The sequence below is a fragment of the Mycoplana sp. ABR4_002 genome (assembly GCF_056159645.1).
On sequence record NZ_JBSWVO010000001.1, the window covers coordinates 606,830 to 632,799 of the forward strand.

Sequence of the window (25,970 nt, forward strand, 5' to 3'; positions counted from 1 at the left end):
AGTGCGGCGCAACAAAATCGAGGGAATCGACTCACAGCTTGTCGCGTAGCGCGTACCAGGTCATCGCCAGAAACAGCAGCGGCGAGCGGAACCGTGCCCCGCCGGGAAAGGCCGGAATTTTCAGGCTCTTGAGGACGTCGAGATCGGCGCTGCCGCCGGAAACCGCCTCGGCGTAGAGCCTTCCGCAGTAGTTCGACAGCATGACGCCGTGGCCGGAATAACCGCCGATCGTGGTGATGCCTGGCATGACCTCGCGCACGTAGGGCTTGCGCGACATGGTGATTCCGACCGAGCCGCCCCAGGCGTGCGTGATGTCGATGTCCGCGAGGTCCGGATAGACCTCGGCGATCTGGCGGCGGATGTGGACGGTCATGTCGCGCGGATTGTCGGCGGTATAGGCTTCGCGACCGCCAAACAGCAGCCTGCCGTCGCGGCTGCGGCGGAAGTAGCGCACGACGAAACGGGAATCGGATACCGACTCACCGCCCGGTATCACCCTCGGGTAAGCGTCGAGCACCGGCGTCGCGCCGATGAAGGATCGGATCGGCATGACATGGGCGGCCGTGTTCGGTTCAAGACCGCCGATATAGGCGTTGCAGGCCACCAGCGCCCTGTCGGCGGTGATGGTGCCCCTTGCCGTGGTGATCACGGCCTTGCCGCCGGTGCGTTCTATCCGTATCGCCGCCGTCTTTTCGTGCAGCACGGCGCCGGCCGCCGCCGCAGCTCGTGCGCTGCCGACGAGCAGCTTCATCGGATGGATGTGGCCGGTGCCGGTGTCGCGCACGCCGAATAGATAGAAGCTTGACCCCAGCCGCTCCTGCGTCTCGGCCTTGTCCATGAAGACGGACTGGGTATAGCCGTAGCGCCTGGCGGCGATCTCCGGGCTGGCGCGGTAGTCCTTTTCGTAGTTCTTCTTGTGCGACACGTTGAGGTGCCCCGGCACGAACTCGATGTCGAGCTTCTGTTCGGCGGAAAAGTCGAAAATGTGCTGCTTCGCGCGCTCGGCCAGGTCGAACAGCGCTCTTGAGCGCTCGTAGCCCAGTTCCTCCTCGATCTCCTCCGGCCATGCGCGCTGGCCGGTGCCGAGCTGGCCGCCGTTGCGGCCGGAGGCACCGTCGCCGAACCGGTTGGCGTCGATCAGGACGACGCGCGTACCCTTGCGCGCAAGGTTGTAGGCGGCCTGCAGGCCGGTGAAGCCGCCGCCGATGATCGCGACGTCGGTCTCGCAGGAGCCGGACATCGGCGCATACTCGGGGCGCTCGCCGACCGTCGCTTCATACCAGGAGATACCGGGGGAGATGGGGCTTTGCCAGGACATGGGAATGCTTTCGATCGCAAGGAGGGAAAGACGGAGCGACCGGAACACCCATGCAGCCAAGCGGTTCGGGGTGTTCCGGCGTGGCCGCCGGCCGCAGCGTCAGACGTTGAGCAGCAGGAATTCCCGCTCCCACGGGCTGATTACCTGCATGAAGGTCTCGAACTCGCCGCGCTTGACGCCGGCATAGATGCCGATGAACTCGGGGTTCAGCACCTTTGCCAGATCCGGATCGGATTCCAGCAGTGACACGGCCTCCAGCAGTCCGCGCGGAAGGGTGATGCTGCCGTCGTTCGCAGTGGCCTCGCTCGGCGCCGTCGGCTCGACAGCGTTCATGATGCCGAGCAGGCCGCAACTGAGCGACGCCGCGAGCGCCAGGTAGGGGTTCGCATCCGAACTCGGCAGGCGGTTTTCGACACGCCGTGCGTTGGCATCGGACACCGGAATGCGGAAGGCGGTGGTGCGGTTGTCGTAACCCCACGCATTGTTGACCGGCGCCGACATCTCCGGTGTCAGTCGGCGGTAGGAGTTCACGTAGGGCGCCATCATCACCAGCGTCTTCGGCACATAGGCCTGCATGCCGCCAATGAAATGGAAGAACTCCTTGGAGGCAGAGCCGTCCGCGTTGGAGAACACGTTCTTGCCGGTCTTGATGTCCACCACCGACTGGTGGATGTGCATGGCCGACCCGGCCTGGCCCTGCATCGGCTTGGCCATGAAGGTGGCGTAGATGCCGTGCTTCAGCGCCGCTTCGCGGATCGTGCGCTTGAACATGAACACCTGGTCGGCGAGTTCGATCGGATCGCCGTGGCGCAGGTTGATCTCGAGCTGGGCCGGGCCCTCCTCGTGGATCAGCGTGTCGATCTCCAGGCCCTGCTTTTCCGAAAAATGGTAGATATCGTCGATCAGTTCGTCGAACTCGTTGATGCCGGCGATCGAATAGCCTTGCCCACCGAGCCCGGTACGACCGGAGCGCCCCTTCGGCGGACGCAGCGGATAATCCGGATCCTCGTTCATGGCGACGAGATAGAATTCGATCTCCGGGGCCACGACAGGCCGCCATCCGCGCTGCTTGTACAGGTCGACGACGTTCTTCAGCACGTTGCGCGGTGCGTAGCCCACGCTTTCGCCGGTGGAGCCAACGACGTCGCAGATCACCTGGGCTGTCGCGTCGCTTTCCCACGGCACGACGCTGAGCGTCGACAGGTCCGGCACCAGCTTCAGGTCGCTGTCGCGCGGCTCGTAGCGGAACTGCCCGGTCTCCTCAGGATACTCGCCGGAAATGGTGTGGCGGTAGACGGCCGACGGCAGCGCCAGCGAGGTGTTGGACGTGAACTTCGACGACGGCATCATCTTGCCGCGCGGCACCCCGGCAAGGTCCGGGGTGATGCACTCAATGTCCTCGATGCCTCGGAACTTGAGCCAGTCCGCCGCCTCTTTCCAGGAACCGACGCCGCGCAGGGCGGTCAGGGAGGGCGGGATTTTGGTGGAACGGCTGGCTTTCTGAATGGTGGAGGCAACGGTCTTTTTGGACGGCATGAGACACCGGGGTTGGTTTCGGATGCGCCATCATAGCCGGAGTTCGAGCCTTGGCTAGGGGGGAGAAAGGCTGAAAATCGAGCCGATATGGGCATCGCCAGCGCGGATTGCCGCAGAATGGAGTGGGGCGATTGACTTTCGCCGTGCGGGGCGGAAAGGAAGGCCGACAAGCAGGAACGGGTGCGCGGCGTGACAGAATACAAGGACGTGGTCATCATCGGCGCCGGCGCGGCCGGCATGATGTGTGCAATCGAGGCGGGAAGGCGCGGGCGGCGCGTCCTCGTGCTTGACCATGCCAAGGCGCCGGGCGAGAAGATCCGCATCTCTGGCGGCGGCCGTTGCAACTTCACCAACCTTCATGCCGGGCCAAAGAACTTCCTGTCAAAGAACCCGCATTTCTGCAAGTCGGCGCTGGCCCGCTTCACCGTGCAGGATTTCATCGCCATGGTCGAAAAGCACAAGATCGGCTGGCATGAGAAGACGCTGGGGCAGCTCTTTTGCGATGGTAGCGCGACGCAGATCATCCGCATGCTGCTCGACGAGATGCAGGCGGCCGGCGCGCACCTGCGGCTGGGATCACCGATTGCAGCGATCGAGAGGACGGGCGGCGGCTTCGCCGTGCGCACCGAGACCGGCACGATCCATGCCGCCTCGCTGGTGATCGCCACCGGCGGCAAGTCCATACCCAAGATGGGCGCGACCGGCTTCGCCTATCAGGTCGCCGAACAGTTCGGCCTGCCGCTCGTCGAGCCGCGCCCAGGGTTGGTACCGCTGACGCTCGATCCGGGGCTGTTGTCGGGCCTTTCGTCTTTGTCGGGCATTGCCGTCCCGGCCGAAATCCGCCACGGCAAGACCACCTTCCGGGAAGCCTTGCTTTTCACCCACCGGGGGCTGAGCGGACCCGCGCTGCTGCAGATCTCCTCCTATTGGCGCGAGGGCGACGACATCACGCTTGTGATCGAGCCCGAAGTCGACATTCTCGCCGCGCTGAAGTCTGCCCGTCAGGGCAACGGGCGGCAGGCGATCCAGACGGTGCTCGGCGACAGTCTGCCGAAGCGGCTGGCGCAATACATGGTTGAAACGCATGGCTTCGCCGGCCATCTGGCGGACATGTCCGACAAGGTTCTGGCGCGGGTCGTGGCCGCCATTCAGAACTGGGTCATCCGTCCGGCGGGATCGGAAGGATACCGCACGGCGGAAGTGACGCTCGGCGGGGTCGACACGGCAGCGCTCGACCAGAAGACGATGCAGGCGAAGGCCGTGCCCGGGCTCTACTTCATCGGCGAATGCGTCGACGTGACCGGCTGGCTCGGCGGCTATAACTTTCAGTGGGCCTGGTCGTCGGGCCACGCCGCCGGCGTGGCGCTGTAGGGCTCTCGACGTGGCGGCCCGCGGGTGTGGGCTGCGTCTCGTTTGGGGCAACGACCAGGGCGGTCGTTTGAAGCTGCCGGCAGACATGGGTGACTGAGCTAACGCGTTGTCACAAAAGGTTTCCTGATTGTGAAAGTTTTGTGAAATCGCCGGCATTTCCTGCCGCATTTGCCAATTGTTAGGAACGCGCGGTGCTAAGGATCGGCAAGCGTTGCGGAGGGGAGGCCGCGACAGTCCGCCATCGCCGGGAAACGAAATCATGGAATGGTTCGATCGCCTTTTGTCTCGCTTCAGCATCCGGACGAAGGTGCTGCTTCTCATCTTGCCCTTTGTCGCCAGCATCTCGGCCGTCGGCATCACGGGCCTGGTCGCCTCCGGCATGTTGCAGGACCGCATGGCGCTCGCCAACTCGGTCTCGACGTCGCTGCGCGGCTTCAAGGACGTCTATGCGGCGATGGGCAACTTCCTCGAACGGGCCGATGCGGAGAACCGGGCCCGGGTTATGGAGCGGATCGACGAACAGCGACGGGCGCTCGAGGCGTCGAAGGCGCGGCTGACGGGCGGCGAGGGCGGTGCCGACCTTGATGCCGCCTATGGCTCGCTCGCCTCGATATCGTCGCGCATGGATGACCTATGGTCGCTGAACCGGCGTGAAAACACGCTGGTGGGCGAGCTGGATATGGCCATCGCCGAGGTCAAGGCCGTGCAGGCAGCCCTGCAGGTTGCCGTTGCCAGCCTGGATGAGGCGGCACGCCGCAGCGAAGAGTCGGCACGCGACAAACTGCGTGCGGGCGACAAGATCGCGGCGGCCTCGGCGACGGTCGTCGAGCTCAAGCAGGCCTTCGACCGACGCTCCGGCGACGCCGACGGCCAGAAGATCCTGACGTCCCGGATGGATGAACTTGCAGCGCGTGCGAGACACCTTGGGCCCGCGCTCCCCAAGTCCGAAAAGGCGCTCGGCAAGACGATGGCCGGTCTGGTGAAGGATCTGCGGGCAGCGGCCTCGGATTCCGAGGACGCGGCAATGAGGCGCCCGGCCCTGGTCCAGTCGCTTGCGAACCTGTCGGCGGCGCTCGACCGCGCCGCATCGGTTCGGATGAAGGAGGCCTCCGCCGCCTATTCGGACATCGAGGCGATGCTGTCGAGGGCGGACCTCGTCGCCCTCGACTCGCGGCTCCTGATCGACGCCGTCCATTCCGTCCGGCTTGCCTTCTTGAATTTCTCGCTCGATCGCTCCGACAAGCACAGGGCCGCCCTGGTCGAGCAGGTGGTTGCGGCGCGCAACGCCCTGTCCGGGTTGAAGTCGACGGCGGGTGATCTCGATGCGATCAACGGCCCGGCGGCAAAGATCCTGCCGGCGCTGGACAGCATTGAAGCCGACAGTCTGGCGCTGCTGGAGATCACGGTCGAGCGGCGGGAGCGCTTTGCCGCGGCCGCTGCGGAGATCGATGCGATGGGCGGCCACCTATCCGGCTTCGCCGACGTGCAGCGGGCGGCCGCCGAACGGCAGGGCAGCAAGGCGAACGCCATCTATCTCGGCGTGACGGCGCTCGGCGTGCTCATTGCCGTCGTGTCCGGCGTTGCCCTGGTCTACACCCTGCGCCGGCCGATCGGGCGCATCACCAGCGCCATGCGCCACCTCGCCGACGGCAACCTGCAGGTGGCGATCGCCGGCGAGAAGCGCGGTGACGAGATCGGCGAAATGGCGCGTGCGCTTGCGGTCTTCAAGGAAAACGCTGCCGCCAAGATCGAGATCGAGGCCGAAAGCGAGCGGCAACGCATCGCCGTCGAAAGCGAGCGCGACCGCAACGATGCGGAGAAGCGCCGACTGGACCGGGAGATAGAGCAGGCCGTATCGGCTCTGGCCGACGGACTGCGCCGGCTGGCCGAGGGGGACGTCTCGACGCTGATCGAAACGCCATTCATCGGTTCGCTCGAGCAGTTGCGGCTCGATTTCAACCGGTCGATGGTACGGGTGCAGCAGACGGTCGCCAGGATCCAGCAAAACGTCGCCGCCATCCAGGGCAATGTGCGCCAGATGGCGCAGTCGGCCGGCCACCTCTCCGAGCGGACCAAGACGCAGTCGGCGTCATTGCAGCAGGCGGCCGCAACCGTCGACGAGATCACCCGCACCGTCCGGCTTTCGGCTGACCGCACACGCGAGACCAATGCGATGGTGGCCGAGACCCGTCGCGACGCCGATGGTTCGGCCGTCGTCGTCCGCAATGCGACCAGCGCGATGGGTCGGATCGAGGATGCCTCGAAGAAGATTGAGCAGATCATCGACGTGATCGATTCGATCGCCTTCCAGACCAACCTCCTGGCGCTGAACGCCGGTGTCGAGGCCGCGCGCGCCGGCGAGAGCGGCCGGGGCTTTGCTGTCGTGGCGCAGGAGGTCCGCGAACTGGCCCAGCGTTCCGCACGGGCCGCCAGCGAAATCAAGGAGCTGATCGGCAGGTCCGCCCGCGAGGTCACCGACGGCGCCCAGCTGGTGCGGGAGACGGGCGAGGCGCTGTCGCTGATCGGCGAGCGCATTTCGGCCATCACGGACAATGTCGACGATCTCGCCAGGGCGGCCGGCGAACAGTCCGCCTCGCTCGGCGCGGTCAACGGCACCGTCGACAGTCTCGGTCTCCTGACCGAGGAGAACGCGGCGATGGTCGTCCAGGCCAGCCAGGCCAGCCGCCGGCTGGCCGAGGAGGCCGACGAGCTCGTGGCCTTGATCGGACAGTTCCGGGTGGGCGCGGCCGCCGAGGCGCGGACATTCGCGCGTGCCGACGCGGCCTAGAGGGCGGGCCGGGTTCGTCGCTCCGCACGACGTTGCCGCGCCGGCCGGTGAGGGCAGGCCCGCCGCCGAGCGGATCGCCCCTGCGAAAGTATGGGTGGCAAAGCCGGTGTCGGCGCTTTACCCTTCATTAAGAGCTGCGGGCCGATGCTTGCCTCTATAGTCGGCGTTTCCGCCACCCTCGAACGAGCGTTCGCGACCATGGCGGCAACAACATGATGTAGGCCGGCTGGCCGGATCATCCGGGTGCCCGTATTTCGCTGACGGAGTATCGCCATGCCTGCAAACAACCGCCGTCCCGCCGTCCGTGCGATCGCCATTGCCGTTGCCGAGGAAAGGCGTCGCAACGCCGTCGGCGTTGCCGTCACCTGCGTTGCCGCCTCGCTGCTTCTGGCCGCGCTCGCCGTGTCGGTTGCCAACCTCTTCTAGGGTGGTTGCCGCTGCCTTGCGGCGGCGGCCGTGCCTCCCTCAACGCATCAGCAGGGCGACCAGTGACGCCCGCGAGTTGACCTGGGTTTTGGAGTAGACGTTCTTCAGGTGCGTGCGCACGGTCTCGTAGCTGACGCCATCGGCCGCAGCCATCTCCTTTAGCGACACCCCGGCCAGAATGCCGGACGCCACCCGTATTTCCTTCGGCGTCAGCTTGAAGGTTTCCGCAAGCCGCGCCCGCTCCGGGTCGAGCGCCATCGTGCCGGTCTCGGCGATGATGGCGACCGTCGACCCGCCCAGTGTTTCGGTGAAGGCGTCGGACTTCAGGCGAACCAGGGTCAGCCGGCAGAAGCCGCCGTCGCTGCTCCTGATCGTGGAGACATGCGGCCCGCTTTCCGCCCCCTGCCGGGAGGTGAGGTGGTCGAGCATCTCCGCTGTGTGCGGTGACCGGAAGGCGAGGCGGCCGTTGACCGCCACGCGAAGCGGGCCGTCACCGTCGAGCATTCGCCTTGCATTGTCGTTGAGGGAGCGGACCGAGCGGTTCTCCGCAACGTAGATCAGGCCCGCGCCCATCGCGTCGAGCAGCGCCTCCCCGTCCCGTCGCTCCCTGGCGGCGAGGTGACCCTTGCGCACCAGGTCGACGGCGCGGCGCAGGTGCGGCGCCAGTTCCGTGTAGAGACCGGCGGCGCGCCTGTTCAGGCCGGAGTTGGTGGATGGCGTGCAGGCGGAAAGCACGAAGACGTACGGCGGTTCCCGGAATAGCGTGACGCCGACACTGGTTTCACAGCCGGTCTGCGGCTTGAGCCAGCCGTTGTAGAACTCCGTCCTGACGAGGTCGGCGCGCGGAAGGAGATCCTCTCCGGTCACGCCCTGGCCGACCCGGACGAACCCCGTTCTCGGGATCCAGGGATCAACGGCGCCGAAACGGGCGGAGAACTGATCGATCGCCTCGTGGCTGAAGCCGGACATGTGGGGAACCCGAGTGACGGGCGAGGTGAAGTCGTGGAGGTGAAAGGCGGTCTTGCCGTCCGGCAGGATCGTGGCGAGGCGGTCAAGAAAGTCCTGCCAGCGACACTCGCCGAATACGCTGCCGTAAATGAGATCTGTCAATTCGGCCAGACTCGCCGCCTCCATCCGCGGCATCAGCGTCCCCCCACACCTTGCGCGATGTGCACTTATAAGTCGCAGGCGATGGCGCGCGCAATGGGAGCGGGCCGGTCTGAACCCGGCCCGTTCGCTGTTTTTACCTTTTTTAAACTTCAGGCGGTGGCGCAGGCCGTCGATCAGCCTCGGCCCTGGGTTACAACCACGGGTATCAGCAGGTCGCCCCAGTTGCCTTCGCCGCCGTGATGGCGGGCGGAGCGAACGAGCTCGACCGAGACACCCGCCTCAACGGCCTTCATGACGGAATGATTGAGGCGGTGCAGGTCGTTGGCGAGCATGCGGATCGCCGCCTGCTGGTCGCCGGTCATCGCCGTCGATTGCTCTTCTGCACGTTCCTTGACGCGGGTCTGGACAGTCATGGCATTTCTCCTCTCACGGGGTTCTTGAATGATCCCCCGGGTCCGGGGGCGGCGGGCGGGCGGGGGAAGTCCACCGCCCGTCTCGTTCGCATCGACGCTATTCGGCGGCCGGGCGGAACTGGTCGTGCTCGGTCGATTCCTTCATCGCTGTGGTCGACGACTGGCCGCCGGTGATCGCCATCGACACCGCGTCGAAGTAGCCGGTGCCGACCTCGCGCTGGTGCTTGGTCGCGGTGTAGCCGTTCGCTTCGGCGGCAAATTCGGCCTCCTGCAGCTCGGAATAGGCGGCCATCTGCCGGTCCTTGTAGCCGCGGGCCAGCTCGTACATGCCGTAGTTCAGCTGGTGGAAGCCGGCCAGGGTAATGAACTGGAACTTGTAGCCCATGGCGCCGAGCTCGCGCTGGAACTTGGCGATCGTCGCATCGTCCAGGTTCTTTTTCCAGTTGAACGACGGTGAGCAGTTGTAGGCAAGCTTCTTGCCCGGATGGGCCTTGTGCACCGCCTCGGCGAACCGGCGCGCCTGTTCGAGGTCCGGCTTGGACGTTTCCATCCAGATCAGGTCGCAATGGGGCGCGTAGGCGATCGCACGCGCAATGCAGGGCTCGATGCCGTTCCTGACCTGGTAGAAGCCCTCGGCGGTGCGGCCGGCGTCGTAGTCGACGAACGGGCGGTCACGCTCGTCGATATCGGAGGTCAGGAGCTTGGCGGCTTCCGCGTCGGTACGGGCGATGATCAGCGTCGGCGTGCCCATGACGTCGGCAGCAAGCCGCGCGGCGTTCAGGTTGCGGATGTGGGCTGCGGTCGGGATCAGCACCTTGCCGCCGAGGTGGCCGCACTTCTTCTCCGATGCGAGCTGGTCCTCGAAATGGACGCCGGCGGCGCCCGCCTCGATGAAGGCCTTCATGATCTCGAAAGCGTTGAGCGGTCCGCCGAATCCGGCTTCCGCGTCCGCGACGATCGGCGCGAACCAGGTCTCGACGGATAGGCCCTTGCCCTCCTGGGTCTCGATCTGGTCGGCGCGCTGGAGCGTGCGGTTGATGCGCTTGGCGAGCTCGGGCGCGGCGTTCGCCGGGTAGAGCGACTGGTCCGGATACATCGCCGATGCCGTGTTGGCGTCGGCCGCGACCTGCCAGCCGGACAGGTAGATCGCCTTCAGACCGGCGCGAACCATCTGCATCGCCTGATTGCCGGACAGTGCGCCGAGGGCATTGACGAAATCATCCTGATGGATCAGCTGCCACAGGCGGTTGGCGCCCATTTCCGCCAGTGTGTGCCTGATCTGGACGGAGCCGCGCAAGCGCTGCACGTCCGCCGCGCTGTAAGGGCGGGTGATGCCGTCATAACGACCCTGCGGCGCGCTTTGAACAAGATTGTAAAACTCCGTCATAAAATCGATCCTCCATCAAGCCGGTCGTAAGGCGGTGCATCCTTCTCTGGATGCGTGTGCCGTGTTGTTGATGTAAGGATATTTACATCGCAGCGCACAATTTCGCCAGAAATATTGATAAATCAGAGCGCTGAAACGGGTTATCCTGTCTTGTCTTTGACAATGACATCTTGTAATTTTGTAAAAAATGTAAACGGCTCGCCATTGGTCGAGCATGTCAAAGGTTTGACAAAAATGGCGGAAAACAAGATTTTCGCTGGGCCGAAGGTTCGGCGCATACGCAACACCCTCGGCCTGACCCAGACCGCCATGGCCGAGGCGCTCTCGATCTCGCCGTCCTACCTCAACCTGATCGAGCGCAACCAGCGGCCGCTGACGGTGCAGCTCTTGCTGCGTCTGGCATCGGTGTTCAAGGTCGACCTTGATGACCTTCAAGGGGAGGCGACCGGCAGTGCCCGGCAGTTGCGGGAAGTGTTCGCCGACCCGTTGCTCGCGGGCGAGTTGCCCGGTGATCAGGAGTTGGTCGAGGTTGCCGATGCTGCGCCCAACGTCGCGGGCGGCATCCTGAAGCTATATCGAGCCTATCGCGAGCAGGCCTCGCGGCTGTCGGACCTGGCGGAACTGCTGGCCAAGGAGGGGCGGGCAACTTCGCTTGCGCGCGCCCGCCTGCCGATGGACGAGGTTCGCGAAACGCTGGAGCAGCGCCCCAACCATTTCGACGGGATCGATCAGGCGGCCGAGCGCTTTCACGAACAGCTCGTTGCCGGCGATGACCTCGCCGGGGCATTGAAGACGTGGCTGAAGCGGGAGCACGGCGTGGTGGTCCGTACGCTTCCCATCCATGCGATGCCGACGCTGCGCCGCCGCTTCGACCGGCATTCGATGCGGCTGTTCCTGTCCGACCGTCTGTCGCCGCAGGACCAGTTGCGCGAGATCGCGATGGAGGCGGTGCAGATGCTGCTGCAGGATGAAATCAGGATCGCGCTCGATGAGCTTGGGCTTTCCGGCAACGAGGCGCGCCGCATCGCCCGCTTCGAGCTTGCGCGCTATGCCGCCCACGCGCTGATGATGCCCTACGAGGCGTTCTGCGCCGCTGCGCAACGCGCGCGCTTCGATATCGACGTGCTGCGCACCCGTTTTGCCGTGTCCTACGAGCAGGCGGCGAGCCGGCTGACGACGATGCAGCGCCCCGGGCGGTCCGTGCTGCCCTTCTTCCTGCTCGAGATCGACAGTGCCGGTCATCGCGTTCGCCGGGCCGGCGCCCAGGGCTTTCCGCAGGCGCGCTTCGGCGGTGGATGCCCGAAGCTCAATATCCACGCCGCCTTCGCCCAGCCGGGCCAGGTTCTGGTCGACCGGGTCGAGATGCCCGACGGCGCGGCCTTTCTGATCGTGTCCCGCACGATCGAGGGGCCGCAGGCGGCATTTGACGAACGGCTGCGCCGCACGGCGCTGCTGATCGGCTGCGATGCCGCGCTCGCCGCGGACACGGTCTATGGCGAGGCGGCCGGGCGGCTGGCGCCGGTGCCGGGCGGCACCGCTTGCAGGCTGTGCGAGCGGCAGGGGTGCCTCGCGCGGGCGGAGCCGCCCGTGACGCGTCCGCTGGGCCTTGACGAGATGGTCGCCGGCCTCAGTCTTTTCGACTTTCAATAAGATTTTGCTTGCATTCCGCAGCAGAAGCGCATTGAAATATGATAGGAAAGGTCGAAATGTGATATCAAAGTTTCGCGCAGGAACAATGACGCTTGTCGCGCAACCGAAAAAACTCATAATTGCACACGACCGCCCGCGGGAACGAGCTGACTGGAAAAACTGGGAGCCATATACATGAAAAGACGTAACCTTTTGGCGACTGCCGCCATCGTTGCCCTGTCGGGCATTGCCGGACTGCCGGCCATGGCCCAGGACAAGGTGGTGCATGTCTACAACTGGTCGGACTATATCGACGAGTCGATCCTGGCCGACTTCACCAACGAGACCGGCATCAAGGTTGTCTACGATGTCTTCGATTCCAACGAGACGCTGGAGACGAAGCTGCTGGCAGGCGGAACGGGCTACGACGTGGTGGTGCCCACGGGCAACTTCCTGCAGCGCCAGATCCAGGCGGGCGTGTTCCAGAAGCTGGACAAGTCCAAGCTGCCGAACCTTTCCAACATGTGGGACGAGATTTCCGAGCGCGTGGCCGTCTACGATCCCGGCAACGAATACGCCATCGACTACATGTGGGGCACGACCGGCATCGGCTACAACGTTGCCAAGGCCAAGGAAATTCTGGGCACGGACGAGGCCCCGGGCTGGGACGTGCTCTTCAACCCGGAGATCGCGGCGAAGTTCAAGGATTGCGGCATCTACGTGCTCGACACCGCCGACGAGGTCGTCCCCGCCGCGCTCAGCTATCTCGGCCTCGATCCGAACTCGACCGACGCGGGCGACCTGGAGAAAGCCGGCGAGCTGTTGGCCTCGGTGCGTCCCTTCATTCGCAAGTTCCATTCGTCCGAGTACATCAACGCGCTCGCCAATGGCGACATCTGCCTGGCGCTCGGCTGGTCGGGTGACGTCCTGCAGGCGCGCGATCGTGCGGCCGAGGCTGGCGCCGGCGTCGAGGTCAACTACACGATCCCGGCCGGTGGTGCGCTGATGTGGTTCGACACGATGGCGATCCCGACCGATGCGCCTCACGTTGAGGAGGCGCATGCCTTCATCAACTATATCATGAAGCCGGAGGTCGCGGCCAAGGCCTCGAACTACGTCTTCTACGCCAACGGCAACAAGGCCTCGCAGGAACACATCGACAAGGAAGTCCTCGAGGACCCGGCCATCTATCCGTCGGAGGAGACCATGGCCAAGCTTTACACGAAGCTGCCCTACGATCCGAAGACGCAGCGGGTGGTTACCCGCATCTGGACCAAGGTCGTCACCGGCCAATAGTCCGACAGGCCGATTGCCCGGAAGATGCTTCCGGGCAATTTGCTGTTTGCGCGTCGAGCACCAATCGGGGGCAGAGCATGAAGTCACTCGGCAATATCCGCCGCTCCTTTGCGCCGTGGTCGGATCCACAGGCCAAGCCGTTCATATCCTTCCGCAATGTTACGAAGAAGTTCGGCGAGTTTGTCGCCGTCGACAACCTGACGCTCGACATCTACCATCGCGAGTTCTTTGCCCTGCTCGGTGCATCCGGCTGCGGCAAGTCCACGCTGTTGCGCATGCTGGCCGGGTTTGAGCGCCCGACGTCGGGCGAGATCATCCTGGACGGCCAGAACATTGCGGGCATCCCGCCCTACAAGCGGCCGGTCAACATGATGTTCCAGTCCTATGCGCTGTTTCCGCACATGACGGTGGAAGGCAACATTGCCTTCGGGCTGAGGCAGGACGGTATGCCGAAGCCGGAGATTGCCCAGCGCGTGGCGCAGATGCTCAAGCTCGTCAAGCTGGAGCAGTTCGCCAAGCGCAAGCCGCAGCAGCTGTCCGGCGGCCAGCGCCAGCGCGTCGCACTGGCGCGCTCGCTCGCCAAGCAGCCGAAGGTGCTGCTGCTCGACGAACCGCTCGGCGCGCTCGACAAGAAGCTGCGCGAGGAAACGCAGTTCGAACTGATGGACCTGCAGCAGGAACTCGGACTGACCTTCGTCGTCGTCACCCACGACCAGGAGGAGGCCATGACCATGGCCGATCGGATCGCGGTGATGAGCCATGGAAAGGTCGTCCAGGTGGCCACCCCGGCGGAGATCTACGAGGCGCCGAACTCGCGTTTTGTCGCCGATTTCATCGGTGACGTGAATATTCTGGAAGGCCAGGTCAGGGCGACCGGAAACGGCAAGGTGGAGATCGCCGGCGCCGATTTCTCGGTGCGCACGCTCAGCGAGGCCACGCCGGCCGCCGGCGCCACCGCTGCCTTCGCCATTCGCCCCGAAAAGCTGAAGGTCAGCCGAAACGCACCGACCGACCCGACGGTGAACACCTCGGAGGGCGAGATCTGGGACATTGGCTATCTCGGCGACATGACCGTGTTCCACGTCAAGCTGCCAAGCGGCCAAGTATTGAAGACCTCGATGCTCAACGCCGAGCGCGAAGTGGAAAATCCGATCGGCTATGACGAGAAGGTCTGGGTTTCCTTTGCCGAGACCTCCGGCGTCGTCTTGAGGGACTGAGGCGATGACCAATCTCGGCTCCGCCATCTTCCGCCGGCTGGTCATCATTGTCCCCTATGCCTGGCTGCTGTTCTTCTTCCTCGTCCCGTTCATCATCGTCTTTCGCATCTCGCTGTCGGCCACGGCCATCGCGCAGCCGCCCTACGTGCCGGTGTTCTCGTTGGATGAAGGGCTCGCCGGGATCTGGGGCAGCCTGCAGCAGCTGAATTTCGACAACTTCCTCTGGCTGACCGAGGACGCGCTCTACCTGAACGCCTATCTCTCCAGCCTGAAGATCGCGGCCATCTCGACGTTCCTGACGCTCTTGATCGGCTATCCGATCGCCTACGGCATGGCGCAGGCGCCGCGAAGCTGGCGGCCGACGCTGCTGATGCTGGTGATCCTGCCGTTCTGGACCAGCTTCCTGATCCGCGTCTACGCCTGGATCGCGATTCTCAAGCCGGAGGGTTTGCTCAACCAGTTCCTGTCGACGATCGGGCTGATCAGCGAGCCCTTGATCATCCTCAACACCAACTGGGCGATCTACATCGGCATCGTCTACTCCTACCTGCCGTTCATGGTGCTGCCGATCTATTCCGCCCTCGAAAAGATGGACCATTCGCTGATCGAGGCGGCACAGGATCTCGGCTGCCCGCCGATCACGGCCTTCTGGAAGGTGACCTTTCCATTGTCGCTGGCAGGCGTCGTCGCCGGCTGCATGCTGGTCTTCATCCCGGCGGTGGGCGAATTCGTCATCCCCGACCTGCTCGGCGGATCCCAGACGCTGATGATCGGCAAGACGCTCTGGAACGAGTTCAATGCCAACCGCGACTGGCCGGTCTCCGCGGCGGTTGCCACCATTCTGTTGCTGATCCTCGTGGTGCCGATCGTGTTCTTCCAGAACATGCAGGCCAAGGCCGACGAGCAGGGGAGATAGCCATGCCGAGATGGTCCCGCTTCAACATGATCTCGGTCGTGCTGGGTTTTGCCTTCCTGTACCTGCCGATCCTGTTGCTCATCATCTTCTCGTTCAACGAGTCGAGGCTGGTCACCGTTTGGGCCGGGTTCTCGACGAAATGGTACGTGGAGCTCTTCAACAACCAGGGTCTGATCGACGCTGCCTGGGTGACGATCCGCGTGGCCCTGCTCACCGCCACCATTGCCACCGTGCTCGGCACGATGGCGGCGCTGGCGCTGGTGCGCTACAGCCGCTTTCGCGGGCGGCTGCTGTTCTCGGGCATGGTCTATGCGCCACTCGTCATGCCGGAGGTCATCACCGGCCTGTCGCTGCTGCTGCTGTTCGTTGCGATCGGTCTGGACCGCGGCTTCTGGACGGTAACGCTGGCGCACATTACCTTCTCGATGTGTTTCGTCGCCGTCGTCGTCCAGTCGCGCCTGCTGTCCTTCGACCGGTCGGTCGAGGAGGCCGCTCTCGATCTCGGGGCCACGCCGGTGCGCACCTTCTTCGAGGTGACGCTGCCGATCATCGCACCGGCGGTCCTGTCGGGCTGGATGCTGGCCTTTACGCTGTCGCTCGACGACCTGGTGATCGCCAGCTTCACCACGGGTCCAGGCGCAACCACGCTGCCGATGAAGATCTATAGCCAGGTGCGGCTCGGCGTCACGCCGGAGATCAATGCCGCCTGCACGATCCTGATCGGCTTCGTGGCGGTCGGCGTCGTCATCACCTCGATCGTAACCAAGCGCCGCGAAGTGCAGCGGCAGCGCGACGAGCAGGCCGCTTTTGCCGGCCGCTGAGGCGGCTCGCCCCGGTACCGGTACGGCGCCTGCGGCCCGCCGGTCCGCGTGCCTGTCAGTTTGCGGGTTGCTGTGTCAGGTACGCCATCGGGGTTATGACCGGTGCCGGCCAGGCGCCGCCGACGAGGAAATTGATGGCAGGAGCCGACATCGACGCCTCCGGTGAGGTGCGCGTGAACAGCGAACCGGCGAGCGCGACGCTGCCGTTGGCCGGGATCATGCCGGAAAGGGAGATCGTCTTCTCCATCCCCTCGAACGTCGCCCGCGTCAGTTCGACGAGGCCATGGTCGATGCGCCCTTCGATCATGGCGGTCGCGAATTCGAACGAGCCGTTGCCCGCCTCGGCCAGGCTGAACGCCGACGTCCCCTGCGCCAGACGTTCGAAGGCGCTGCGCTCGAGGCTCCGGATCGCTCCCTTGTCGAGATCGATCCTGAACCCTCCGGATATGTCCGCCCTCGCCATCCCGCGGCCTCCGGCGACAAGATGGACGTCGGCCGAGCCTTTGCCGCCCGGTAGCGGCCCCTCAACGCCCGACAGCCTGAACAGGGCGCCGAGATCGACGTCGCGAAGCGAAAGCTGCAACTCGCGACTGGGGTCGGGTTGGCGCTCCTTGACCGCGATCCGGCCGCTGAGGGTGCCGCCGAGCAGGGCCGCGTCACCGATGTCGAGCGAGGTCTCGCCCTTGAACGAGCGGATGCCAACCGCGACCTCGTTCAGCACGAGCGGCGCGGCAGAGGCCTCCCGTGACGAAAGGCGCAGGTCCAGGTCGATCCAGTCGCCCGCTGCGGGCGCGACGCCGGACACTTCACCGCTCCTGCCGGGCGCAAGCGCATAGGCTTCGACCATGGCGCGCAGGTCGAGCCTGTCGAAGGCGAGCGTACCACCGATCTTCTGTGTTCCGCGCGCCGGCAGGCTGACGTCGAGAACGCCGGTGGCGGTCGTATCCTCGATGCCGAGGCTGAGGTTGTCGAGCCTGGCGGTATGGCCGCTGGTGACGATCGTCGCCTCGACGGTCATGCGCCCCACGTCGTCGGCCGGCCTGAAGTCCGTTCCGCGCCAAGCGAGCAGCCGGCCGAACGACGGGGTGTCAAGCCTGATGCTGCCGGCGGCAAAGGCGTTGCTGGAGAGGTTGGCCGTTCCTTCGAAGTCGACCGCGAGAAGGTCGGCGGACAGGGAGGTCCGCACCCCGGCAATTTTGCCGTCCAGGAAGGCCATGGGTTCGTCGACCGACAGGTTCCAGGTCACCAACTCGCCGCCGATGACCCCCTGCAGCGCAATGTCGAGGTCGGACGAGGGGGCCGGCCAGACGAACCGTCCCTCCACGGCCGTGACGCGATAGTGCTCCGACCGCTTCTCGTCATCGACGGAGACGGTGCCGTCGCGAATGACGACGGCGCCGAAACTGGGTGGCGCTTCGGCCGGTCTCCAGCCGTCGCCCTTGGCGGTCAGTGCCTGTTCGATCCGGGCGCCCTTGTGCCAGTTGAGCGCGCCGCTCTCGTCGCGATGCAGCCGGATGATCGGGCGCATCAACTCGATCTCGGCAGGGTCCGGTGCGCCGAACAGCGCACCGATCAGGCTGAAGCTGACCGCGATGTGCTCGGTAGACAGCAGCACGGCTGATGGTCGCCCCTCGAGCGCCGGCGCAACCAGCCGCGCCTGCGCGAAGCCGACCTGGGGGCGTGGCCAGAAGCTTACTTGCGGCGTGCCGCTGTATTGCAGTTTCGCGTCGACCCAGGCGGAGACCTTCGCCTCGACCTCGCGCTCGATCCGGTCGGGTGATACGAGATAGGGGCCCGCGAGGCGCAGCGCCAGCGCGAGCACAGCCATCGCCAGGAAAAGTCGAAACAGGGACTTCGGGTGGAACAGGTTGAGGGGCCCCATGCGCAGATTGTCCATTGTCCGTGGGCGGTCGTTTCGCCCGGGTAACGGGATAGGCCCACTGCGTTGCGAAATCAAATGGGCGAGCGACGAAAATGCCGCTTATGCACCTTGCGCGACCGGCTCTCCCGGCTTTCTATTGCAGCGCACCATGCTATAGAGGCCTCATTGGAGTGGAGGAACATATGAACCAGGAAAAGCCGCTTTGGGAGCCGTCGCGCGAGGTGCTGGAAAAGAGCCCGATGGCGCTCTTCATGAAGACCTGTGAAACGCGTGCCGGCCGCAGGTTCGACGGGTATGACGATTTCCATGCCTGGTCGGTCGAGGATCGCGCCGCGTTCTGGTCGGCGGTCTGGGACGACTGCCACGTCCTCGGTGACCGCGGTACCCGCGCACTCGTCGATGACGAGCGGATGCTGGATTCGCGCTTCTTTCCCGACGCGACCCTGAACTTCGCCGAAAACCTGCTCCGTCGCACCGGGCCTGACGACGCCGTCGTCTTTCGCGGCGAAGACAAGGTATCCTACCGCTGGAGCTGGGACGACCTGCACGAGCAGGTCTCGCGCCTGCAGCAGGCTTTCAGGGCGATGGGCATCGGCACCGGCGACCGCATCGCGGCAATGATGCCGAACATGCCCGAGACCCTCGCCTGCATGTTGGCGGCCGCCTCGATCGGCGCCATCTGGTCGTCCTGCTCTCCCGACTTCGGTGAACAGGGCGTGCTCGACCGATTCGGCCAGATCGCACCGAAGCTGTTCATTGCCTGCGATGGCTACTGGTACAACGGCAAGCTCCAGGATGTCGGCGCGAAGGTCAAGGCGGTGGCCGAAAAGCTCGAAGCCCCGGTGCTGGTCATCCCCTATGCCGGGGACGCGGTCGCCGTCGCCGCCGCGGTGAAGAACGGCAAGACGCTGGCCGACTTCATCGCTCCCTTTGCCGCGGCCCCGGTTGCGTTCGAGCGGCTGCCGTTCCGCCACCCGCTCTACATCCTCTTCTCCTCCGGGACGACCGGTGTGCCGAAGTGCATCGTTCACTCTGCCGGTGGCACCTTGCTGCAGCACCTGAAGGAGCACCGCTACCATTGCGGACTGGTCGAGGGCGAACGGCTTTTCTATTTCACCACCTGTGGCTGGATGATGTGGAACTGGCTGGTCTCCGGGCTCGCCGTTGGCGCCACGCTCTGCCTGTATGACGGCTCGCCCTTTTATCCGGACGGCAATGTCCTGTTCGACTACGCGGCGGACGAGGGATTTGCCGTGTTCGGCACGTCGGCGAAATACATCGACGCCGTACGGAAGGGCGGCCTGACGCCGCATACCAGCCATGACCTTTCAAAGCTCCGGCTGTTGACTTCGACCGGCTCGCCGCTGTCGCCGGAGGGCTTCGGTTTCGTCTATGAGGGCATCAAGCCGGACGTGCAGCTGGCCTCGATCTCGGGCGGGACGGACATCGTCTCGTGCTTCGTCCTCGGCGTGCCGCTGAAGCCGGTCTGGCGCGGCGAGATCCAGGGGGCGGGCCTCGGGCTGGCGATGGACGTCTGGAACGAGGAAGGTCAGCCGGTTCGCCTGGAAAAGGGCGAACTCGTCTGCAGCAAGGCGTTTCCGTCCATGCCGGTGATGTTCTGGAACGACCCGGACGGCGCCAAGTACCGGGCGGCCTACTTCGAGCGGTTCGACAACGTCTGGTGCCACGGCGACTTCGCCGAGTGGACCGGTCATGGCGGGATCGTCATCCATGGCCGCTCGGACGCGACGCTGAACCCGGGCGGTGTCCGCATCGGCACCGCCGAGATCTACAACCAGGTCGAGCAAATGGACGAGGTGCAGGAGGCGCTGTGCATCGGCCAGGACTGGGATGACGATGTCCGCGTCGTGCTGTTCGTGCGGCTGGCGCCCGGCTGTGTTCTGGACGAGAGCCTGGAGAAGGCGATCAAGACGCGCATCCGCACCGGCGCCTCGCCGCGCCACGTGCCGGCGAAGATCGTGGCGGTCAGCGACATTCCGCGCACAAAATCCGGAAAGATCGTCGAACTGGCCGTGCGTGAGGTCGTTCATGGACGTCCGGTCAAGAACAAGGAGGCGCTGGCCAACCCTGAGGCGCTGGAACTGTTCGCCAACCGGCCAGAGCTTCGGGAGTGACCGGCAGGGATGCGCAAGTCCCTGATGGCGTTAACGATTTCAAGTCGTCCGGGTTAACCAACTTCAACAAGAAGTGAACGCGGCAGGCGGTTCGGGAATTGCCGGGTAAGGATTTGTTAAGCTGGGGACCGCCATGGTCGACCGGACTCGAGCACGTCCGATGTGGGGACGGTTCGGCGGCCCGGCCGCCCTCATGGCATGACGTCGTACCCAGGCGCTTTAGTTGGACAGCAAAGACTTGTTGCGGGCGGCCGAGAGGCCGCCCCTTTTTTGGCCTAGCGGCGCTCGTCCGCACCCAGGGAGCGCAGCACAAGGAACACCGGAACCAGCCCCGCCGCGACGATGATGATCGCCGCCACCGAAGCGTCCTCTACCTTCGCGCGTGACGCATCCTCATAAACGAGGGTCGCCAGCGTGTTGAAGTTGAACGGGCGCAGCATGATGGTTGCCGAAAGCTCCTTCATCGACTCGATGAATACGAACAGCGCCGCCGTCAGCGTCGCCGGTCGCATCATCGGCACCAAAACCGTCCACAAGGTCTGGGCGCTTGTGCGTCCGAGCGTACGCGCCGCCATATCGAGATGCGGGGAGAGCTTGTGGAAGCCGGCGTCGATCGTTCCTTCGGCCATGGTGAGGAAGCGCACGGTGCACGCGTAGACGATGGCAATGCCGCTACCGGTCAGGAGCAGCCCCGTCGACAGCCCGAACCAGTCGCGCACGGCCGCGTCGACGGTGTTGTCGAAGCGCGCAAGCGGAATCAGCACGCCCATGGCGAGCACGGTTCCCGGAACCCCGTAGCCGAAGGAGGCGAGGCGGCCGGCAAACACGGTCAGCGGCGACCGTGCCGCGCGCGCGGCGTAGGACAGCAGGAAGGCGAGCAGCACCGCGACGCAGGCGGCGGAGAAGGAAACGAGGAAGCTGTGCCAGAGCGCCGACAGGAGGCGCAGCGACGCAAACTGGTCGAGCCGGCGCAAGGCGTAGGTGCCGAGCATGATCACCGGGATGGCGAAGCCGAGCAGTGGCGGGATCAGGCAGGCGGTGGTGGCGGCCCAGCGCCTCCAGCCAGTCAGGGTGAGCCGGACCGCATCCGGCACGGCCGAGGTCGTCTTGCTGCTTGAAAAGCGCTGCTGGCGTCGCGCCGCGCGTTCGATGGCAAGCAGGGCGACGACAAATATCAGCATCACGCAGGCGATTTGGGCGGCCCCGGCCAGGCTGCCGCGGTTGAGCCAGGTGTCGAAGATCGAGAAGGTAAGCGTCTGCACGCCGAGGTATTCGACGGCGCCGATGTCGTTCAGCGTTTCCATTGCGACCAGGGTCAGGCCGACCATGATGGCCGGTCGCGCCATCGGGATCTGGACCTTCGCGAGAACCGCCAGCGGCCCCGCGCCGAGTGTCCGGGCAACGTCTGCGGCCGCGCGCCCCTGCATCAGAAACATCGCCCGGGCGGCGAGATAGACATAGGGATATAGCACGCTCCCCAGTACAAGCACCGCGCCCCCGGTCGTGCGGATCTCGGGAAACCAGTAGTCGCGCCGTGTCGTCGCCCCGAGCAGCGCGCGCAGGGCGGTCTGCACCGGACCGGTGTAGTCGAGGAATTCTCCGAACGCGTAGGCGGAGAGATAGGAGGGGATGGCCAGCGGCAATACCAACAGCACCGAGAGCAAGCGTCGCAGCGGGAACTCGCAGCTGGCCGTCAGCCAGGCCGTGACCACGCCGGCGACTGCGGTCGCCACGGCCACGCCGGCGAGCAGAATCAGTGTGCGCACGGTCGCCCGTGGCAGCACCGTGTCGACGAGATGCGGCCAGTTGTCGCCGGAGCCGCCGGACGCGATCACGACGATGGCGATGATCGGCATCAGCACGATGAGGCAGGTGAAGAGCGCGGCGGCGACCAGCGTGCGATGGGCACCCGCGCCCGGCCTGCCGCGTTGCTTCATCAGGGCGAGACGGGAAAGTACCTGCAACGCTGATGTCCTCGTGTGCGGTCCTGCGCAAGGCCACGGTCAGGGTGGGGCGCACGGGGCCGCCATCATGCGAAGTGCGGACCGGCCGGCCGGGTTACGCCCTGCAGTAGCGCATTTGCCTCAGACTGCCAACACGCGCGGCGAGGGAAAGGTGACTTCGACCAGCGTGCCCTCGTTCGGGCTCGAGGTGATGGCGAAATGCCCGCGGTTGGCGTCGACCATGGCTTTGGTCAGCGGCAGGCCGAGCCCGGTCCCGTCGCCGCGCTTGCGCACACCGGTGGTCACCTGCCGGAACGGCTTCATCGCCTGCTCCAGCTCGTTGCGCGTCATGCCGACGCCGGTATCGCGGATGCGCAGCACAACGCTGCCGTTCGCCTCGTAGGAGGTCGACACGACGATCTGCCCGCCGGCCGGGGTAAAGCGGATCGCGTTCGACAGGATGTTGATCGCAATCTGCTTGATTGAACGCTGGTCGGCGACGACCGGCGGTACCACCGTCGACAGCGATGTGCGGATGATGACGCGCTGGCTGTTCGCCTGCGGCTGCACCAGCGACACGGCTTCGGAAACAGCCTCGTTCAGGCCGACGGCGGTGAAGTCGAGCTCCATCTCGCCGGCCTCGATCTTGGAGATGTCGAGGAGGTCGTTGACGATGTCGAGCACGAACCGGCCCGATCGTCCGATATCGTTGGCGTATTCCACGTAGCGCGGATGGCCGATGGGGCCGAACCGTTCGCTCGCCATCATGTCGGAGAAGCCGATGATCGCGTTCAGCGGCGTACGGATCTCGTGGCTGACGCGGGCGAGGAACTCGCTTTTGTGCGCATTGGCGGTCTCCGCTGCCCGCTTGGCGTTGCGCAGTTCGTCCTCCGACCGTTTCCATTGCGTGATGTCGCGGATTACGGCGCAGTAGCCGCTCGAGGAGGACAGCCGCCCCATCGTCATGAACAGCGGGATGAAGCCGCCGGACGCCTCGCGGCCGATGACCTCGCGCCCATCGTTCAGAACACTCGCGACCCCATGCCCGGAAAGGCCGCCAAGATAATCGATCACCGCCCGCTGGCTCTCATGAGCAAAGAGCGTGGCGAAGGGCTTTCCACGGATCTCGTCCTCGTCGTAGTTGAACAGCGCGCTGGCCGAGCGGTTGATCGAGCGGATCTCGCCGTCATGGCCGACGATGACGACGCCGTCGGTCGCGGTCTCCAGAATCGAGCGCAACTCGGTGGCTTCGCTGCGCAGTGTCTCCAGTTCCTCCTCGTCGACCGCATCGGTCAGTGCCCCGACGGGTACCTCGCCGGCGGGGACCTCCGCTTCGGGAACTGCGGTCGGCGACAGCGCCAGCATCAGGGCCGTGCCGTCCTCCCAGCGGATCGATTGCAGCCGTGCGCTGACCGGCAGGCTGCGCCGTCCGTCCGCCTGCCGGAGCAGCATCGTCCCGGAAGGGGCCGGGCCTTCCAGTTCCGGCCGGTCGAGCAGGACGTCCAGACCACCGGCCTGTTCCAGTTCGGAAAGCGATGCGAAGCCGGTGAGGCTCAGGAACTCCGGATTGGCGTGGATCAGGCGTTCACCGGCATGGATCAGCAAGGCGACCGGAAGCGCATCGACGACCGCGCCGGTCAGGCCGTAGTCCATCGCCGTGCGGGGCGTGGTGATCGAGGCGGTTCTTGCCGGTACGTCGTCGGCGTGCTCGCCCACCTCTAAGCCGGGAAATTGCTGCTGGGGGTCGATGGGGGCGGCGTCGGTGGCAGCAAGATCGGCCCTCTCGCCTTCGCCTGCGTCCGGCTTTGCGGTGTCGTCCTTGCCGGTTGCCGCCGGTCTGTCCTCCGGCTTGCGCTTGCCGAAGGACGCACCGAGCTGTCGGGCGATCTCCCGGAATGCCGCCTGCTCGCCGGTCGTAAGGTTGCCGTTGCGGCCGCGCCGTTCCTCCAGCTGGACCACCTTGTCCGACCCGGCGCGCGTCGGGGACGGCGGGATCAGGCGCAGGGCCGGGCGCTCGCCACGAAACGCGTCGCCATGTTCGATGGCTTCGCCTTCGGGGCCGGCGCCGGCCGCGTCGGAAGCCGCGGTTCCGCGCTCGTCCTCGGCGACCAGCGCGTCCAGCAGGGACGGCGGGGCAGCAGATTCGTTGTCATCCTGGTCTGGCACGGGCATCGGCCGGCTGGCCGCGTCGCTCGTCGGCGTTTCGTCTTCTGCTTCGGCCGAATTTGCCGCCGCGTCCGGCGCCCCGGTCGCGCCGGAGAGTTCCAGGCCGCGGCCGGCCGGATCCGCCTCCGCATCCGCGGTGCGGACGATGCCGAATCCGCGGAAGCCGTCGAACTCGCGGTTGCGCGAATAGGTCGGCAGTGCCGCGAGGTCCACAGGAACGGCAAGTTCGGTGCCTTCGATCGGCCAGAGAATCGTCTTGCCCGACCAGGTGTCGCGCCGGCGCAGCAGTTCGGCGATGGCATGGTCGGTGTCGAAGGCGAAGCGCCGGGCGACCTCGACGAAGGGCTGCCCGATCACAGCGGCCGCGTTCGGGCCGACCGTCTGGGCGAACTCCTCGGAAATCTCGCTGAACACGCCTCCGGCGTCGATTTTCCAGACGAACCGTACCGGTCGGGCGCCAGGATTGAAGACGAAGGGCGCGTCCGCCGTCGACGGTCCCCCGGGCCCATTCGTCGAGGCGTCTGTGGGCAGGGGGGCGTCTGGTGTGTCGGCGGCCTCGGCTGCGGATCGCCCGCCCGTCTCGCCTTCGGCCGGTTGCGGGCCGGAGGGGGAAGGCTCCCCGGCTTGCACAGTCTTGCCGGCGGCGGTCGCTTGCCGGGATGCCGGGGCGTCGCCCTCGGCCGCAGCCACCGGACCATCATCGGCCGTGGCGGCCGGCCGGATTTCGGTCGGTGCCGGGCTCGCTGCGGCACCTGTCTGCTCGGGGTGGTCGAGGTGTCCAAGGATGGTCTCGACGGCAAAGAGAAGGTGCAGCGCTGGATCGGTCGAAATGCGGCCGAGGGCAGCCGGAAGCAGCCCCCTTTCGGTCGGAATCGGGCGCTTCACCAGCCCGTCGCTGTCGCGCTGTGCCGCCTCGACCATTCGCCGGCGCGCGTCCTCGCTGATGCCGAGCTCCGCAAAGCCGGGGGAGGCGGCGACGATATCGGCGTCCGCATCGAGCACGGCCATGTGCGTGTCGGGATCGTCGAAGCCCACAAGCAACGAGGCTGCGCGATCGGCCAGCGGTTCCTCGCGGGGCGCCACCGGCGAGCTGAACAGGATCGCGTCCTGGTGGGGGGCAAGCGAGATGCGCTCGACATGGGCATTGACCGGCAGGCCGCGAAAGCCGGAGCCGATGCGTAGCAGCAGGTTCTTGCCAAGGCCGCTGTGGGGCAACTGGCGTGCCGCCGCCGCCAGCTGGCGGAAGACGACGTCGCCGGCCGGCGGCATCGCGTCGAGAAAGTCGTAGATGGTGGCATAGCCGAAGAGCGCGGCCCCGCGCCCGTTGGCCCAAAGCACCTGGCGCAGGTCGATCGAGAACAATACCACCGCCTCTCCGCGCGCAAACGGTTGGCGTACCCGTTCATGGACGGCGACATCGATAAAGGGGTACTGATGAACGGACATCGGCAGCCTGTCATGGGTTCGCGGCGGCCACCGCCGCACGCTTAACGCTTTATTAATAGCGGTGCGATTCCGGCCGGTCCAGCTTCGCCCCCGGTGCCCCCAGCTCTTTCGGCCGGAAGGGTTAACATTGTGCGTCGCACAATTTATGTTGCAATGCACAAAATTCTCGG

General features: G+C 65.6%; 17 protein-coding genes. 9 read left to right on the top strand and 8 right to left on the bottom strand.

All coding sequences use genetic code 11. The features are described 5' to 3' along the window. Nucleotides 1-31 precede the first annotated feature (31 nt). Nucleotides 32-1,318, bottom strand: coding sequence for an NAD(P)/FAD-dependent oxidoreductase (locus ACXAGF_RS02925; protein WP_475014399.1), 1,287 nt, complete (start codon nt 1,316-1,318; stop codon nt 32-34). Nucleotides 1,319-1,417: 99 nt separating this feature from the next. After that, nucleotides 1,418-2,854, bottom strand: a complete 1,437-nt coding sequence (locus ACXAGF_RS02930; protein WP_475014400.1) for a glutamine synthetase family protein — start codon at nt 2,852-2,854, stop codon at nt 1,418-1,420. Between the two features lie 189 nt (nt 2,855-3,043). On the opposite strand from ACXAGF_RS02930, the gene ACXAGF_RS02935 reads away from it, so the two are divergent. The 3 genes from ACXAGF_RS02935 to ACXAGF_RS02945 all read left to right on the top strand — a co-directional run bounded on the left by ACXAGF_RS02935 (nt 3,044) and on the right by ACXAGF_RS02945 (nt 7,439). Continuing rightward, nucleotides 3,044-4,225 (top strand): BaiN/RdsA family NAD(P)/FAD-dependent oxidoreductase, encoded by a 1,182-nt coding sequence (locus tag ACXAGF_RS02935; RefSeq protein WP_475014401.1) that lies wholly within the window; start codon nt 3,044-3,046, stop codon nt 4,223-4,225. A gap of 259 nt (nt 4,226-4,484) precedes the next feature. Further along, on the top strand, nt 4,485-7,013 hold the full coding sequence (locus ACXAGF_RS02940; protein ID WP_475014402.1) for a methyl-accepting chemotaxis protein: 2,529 nt from the start codon (nt 4,485-4,487) through the stop codon (nt 7,011-7,013). Between the two features lie 273 nt (nt 7,014-7,286). Beyond that, nucleotides 7,287-7,439, top strand: coding sequence for a hypothetical protein (locus ACXAGF_RS02945; protein ID WP_475014403.1), 153 nt, complete (start codon nt 7,287-7,289; stop codon nt 7,437-7,439). A 39-nt stretch (nt 7,440-7,478) separates the two neighbouring features. Here the strand turns inward: ACXAGF_RS02945 and ACXAGF_RS02950 are convergent, their stop codons facing one another. From ACXAGF_RS02950 to aceA, 3 genes are all read right to left on the bottom strand, one after another. Then, nucleotides 7,479-8,549, bottom strand: a complete 1,071-nt coding sequence (locus ACXAGF_RS02950; RefSeq protein WP_475014404.1) for a helix-turn-helix transcriptional regulator — start codon at nt 8,547-8,549, stop codon at nt 7,479-7,481. Between the two features lie 173 nt (nt 8,550-8,722). Continuing rightward, nucleotides 8,723-8,962: an SMc00767 family acetate metabolism repressor gene (locus ACXAGF_RS02955; protein ID WP_475014405.1), complete on the bottom strand. Its 240-nt coding sequence runs from the start codon at nt 8,960-8,962 to the stop codon at nt 8,723-8,725. A 97-nt stretch (nt 8,963-9,059) separates the two neighbouring features. Then, complete coding sequence (gene aceA, locus ACXAGF_RS02960; protein WP_475014406.1) at nt 9,060-10,349, bottom strand: isocitrate lyase; 1,290 nt, start codon at nt 10,347-10,349, stop codon at nt 9,060-9,062. Nucleotides 10,350-10,583: 234 nt separating this feature from the next. Between aceA and ACXAGF_RS02965 the strand changes: the two genes are divergently transcribed. The 5 genes from ACXAGF_RS02965 (at nt 10,584) to ACXAGF_RS02985 (ending at nt 16,228) form a co-directional block, all read left to right on the top strand. Continuing rightward, a complete protein-coding gene (locus ACXAGF_RS02965; RefSeq protein ID WP_475014407.1) occupies nt 10,584-11,999 on the top strand; it encodes a helix-turn-helix domain-containing protein in 1,416 nt (471 codons plus the stop codon). A 243-nt stretch (nt 12,000-12,242) separates the two neighbouring features. Continuing rightward, on the top strand, nt 12,243-13,274 hold the full coding sequence (locus tag ACXAGF_RS02970) for a polyamine ABC transporter substrate-binding protein (protein WP_475019197.1): 1,032 nt from the start codon (nt 12,243-12,245) through the stop codon (nt 13,272-13,274). Between the two features lie 77 nt (nt 13,275-13,351). Further along, on the top strand, nt 13,352-14,491 hold the full coding sequence (locus ACXAGF_RS02975) for an ABC transporter ATP-binding protein (protein WP_475014408.1): 1,140 nt from the start codon (nt 13,352-13,354) through the stop codon (nt 14,489-14,491). Nucleotides 14,492-14,495: 4 nt separating this feature from the next. After that, complete coding sequence (locus ACXAGF_RS02980) at nt 14,496-15,407, top strand: ABC transporter permease subunit (protein WP_475014409.1); 912 nt, start codon at nt 14,496-14,498, stop codon at nt 15,405-15,407. Nucleotides 15,408-15,409: 2 nt separating this feature from the next. Further along, complete coding sequence (locus tag ACXAGF_RS02985; protein WP_475014410.1) at nt 15,410-16,228, top strand: ABC transporter permease; 819 nt, start codon at nt 15,410-15,412, stop codon at nt 16,226-16,228. A gap of 55 nt (nt 16,229-16,283) precedes the next feature. Here the strand turns inward: ACXAGF_RS02985 and ACXAGF_RS02990 are convergent, their stop codons facing one another. After that, nucleotides 16,284-18,110, bottom strand: coding sequence for an AsmA family protein (locus ACXAGF_RS02990; RefSeq protein ID WP_475014411.1), 1,827 nt, complete (start codon nt 18,108-18,110; stop codon nt 16,284-16,286). Nucleotides 18,111-18,292: 182 nt separating this feature from the next. On the opposite strand from ACXAGF_RS02990, the gene ACXAGF_RS02995 reads away from it, so the two are divergent. Next, nucleotides 18,293-20,245 carry an acetoacetate--CoA ligase gene (locus ACXAGF_RS02995; RefSeq protein ID WP_475014412.1) on the top strand — a complete coding sequence of 651 codons (1,953 nt, stop codon included), beginning with the start codon at nt 18,293-18,295 and terminating at the stop codon, nt 20,243-20,245. A gap of 275 nt (nt 20,246-20,520) precedes the next feature. Here the strand turns inward: ACXAGF_RS02995 and ACXAGF_RS03000 are convergent, their stop codons facing one another. Together ACXAGF_RS03000 and ACXAGF_RS03005 are read right to left on the bottom strand one after the other, a co-directional pair. Beyond that, the gene (locus tag ACXAGF_RS03000) at nt 20,521-22,101 is read right to left on the bottom strand and encodes an ABC transporter permease (protein WP_475019198.1); all 1,581 of its coding nucleotides are present in this window, start codon (nt 22,099-22,101) and stop codon (nt 20,521-20,523) included. Nucleotides 22,102-22,329: 228 nt separating this feature from the next. Beyond that, nucleotides 22,330-25,800, bottom strand: coding sequence for an ATP-binding protein (locus ACXAGF_RS03005; protein ID WP_475014413.1), 3,471 nt, complete (start codon nt 25,798-25,800; stop codon nt 22,330-22,332). Nucleotides 25,801-25,970 lie beyond the last annotated feature (170 nt).

Bases quoted from the DNA above. Each gene is read 5' to 3' on its own strand.
- ACXAGF_RS02925 (WP_475014399.1), bottom strand. From the start codon at position 1,318: ATGTCCTGGCAAAGCCCCATCTCCCCCGGTATCTCCTGGTATGAAGCG.
- ACXAGF_RS02930 (WP_475014400.1), bottom strand. From the start codon at position 2,854: ATGCCGTCCAAAAAGACCGTTGCCTCCACCATTCAGAAAGCCAGCCGT.
- ACXAGF_RS02940 (WP_475014402.1), top strand. From the start codon at position 4,485: ATGGAATGGTTCGATCGCCTTTTGTCTCGCTTCAGCATCCGGACGAAG.
- ACXAGF_RS02945 (WP_475014403.1), top strand. From the start codon at position 7,287: ATGCCTGCAAACAACCGCCGTCCCGCCGTCCGTGCGATCGCCATTGCC.
- ACXAGF_RS02955 (WP_475014405.1), bottom strand. From the start codon at position 8,962: ATGACTGTCCAGACCCGCGTCAAGGAACGTGCAGAAGAGCAATCGACG.
- aceA (WP_475014406.1), bottom strand. From the start codon at position 10,349: ATGACGGAGTTTTACAATCTTGTTCAAAGCGCGCCGCAGGGTCGTTAT.
- ACXAGF_RS02965 (WP_475014407.1), top strand. From the start codon at position 10,584: ATGGCGGAAAACAAGATTTTCGCTGGGCCGAAGGTTCGGCGCATACGC.
- ACXAGF_RS02970 (WP_475019197.1), top strand. From the start codon at position 12,243: ATGGCCCAGGACAAGGTGGTGCATGTCTACAACTGGTCGGACTATATC.
- ACXAGF_RS02975 (WP_475014408.1), top strand. From the start codon at position 13,352: ATGAAGTCACTCGGCAATATCCGCCGCTCCTTTGCGCCGTGGTCGGAT.
- ACXAGF_RS02980 (WP_475014409.1), top strand. From the start codon at position 14,496: ATGACCAATCTCGGCTCCGCCATCTTCCGCCGGCTGGTCATCATTGTC.
- ACXAGF_RS02985 (WP_475014410.1), top strand. From the start codon at position 15,410: ATGCCGAGATGGTCCCGCTTCAACATGATCTCGGTCGTGCTGGGTTTT.
- ACXAGF_RS02990 (WP_475014411.1), bottom strand. From the start codon at position 18,110: ATGGGGCCCCTCAACCTGTTCCACCCGAAGTCCCTGTTTCGACTTTTC.
- ACXAGF_RS02995 (WP_475014412.1), top strand. From the start codon at position 18,293: ATGAACCAGGAAAAGCCGCTTTGGGAGCCGTCGCGCGAGGTGCTGGAA.
- ACXAGF_RS03000 (WP_475019198.1), bottom strand. From the start codon at position 22,101: ATGCCGATCATCGCCATCGTCGTGATCGCGTCCGGCGGCTCCGGCGAC.
- ACXAGF_RS03005 (WP_475014413.1), bottom strand. From the start codon at position 25,800: ATGTCCGTTCATCAGTACCCCTTTATCGATGTCGCCGTCCATGAACGG.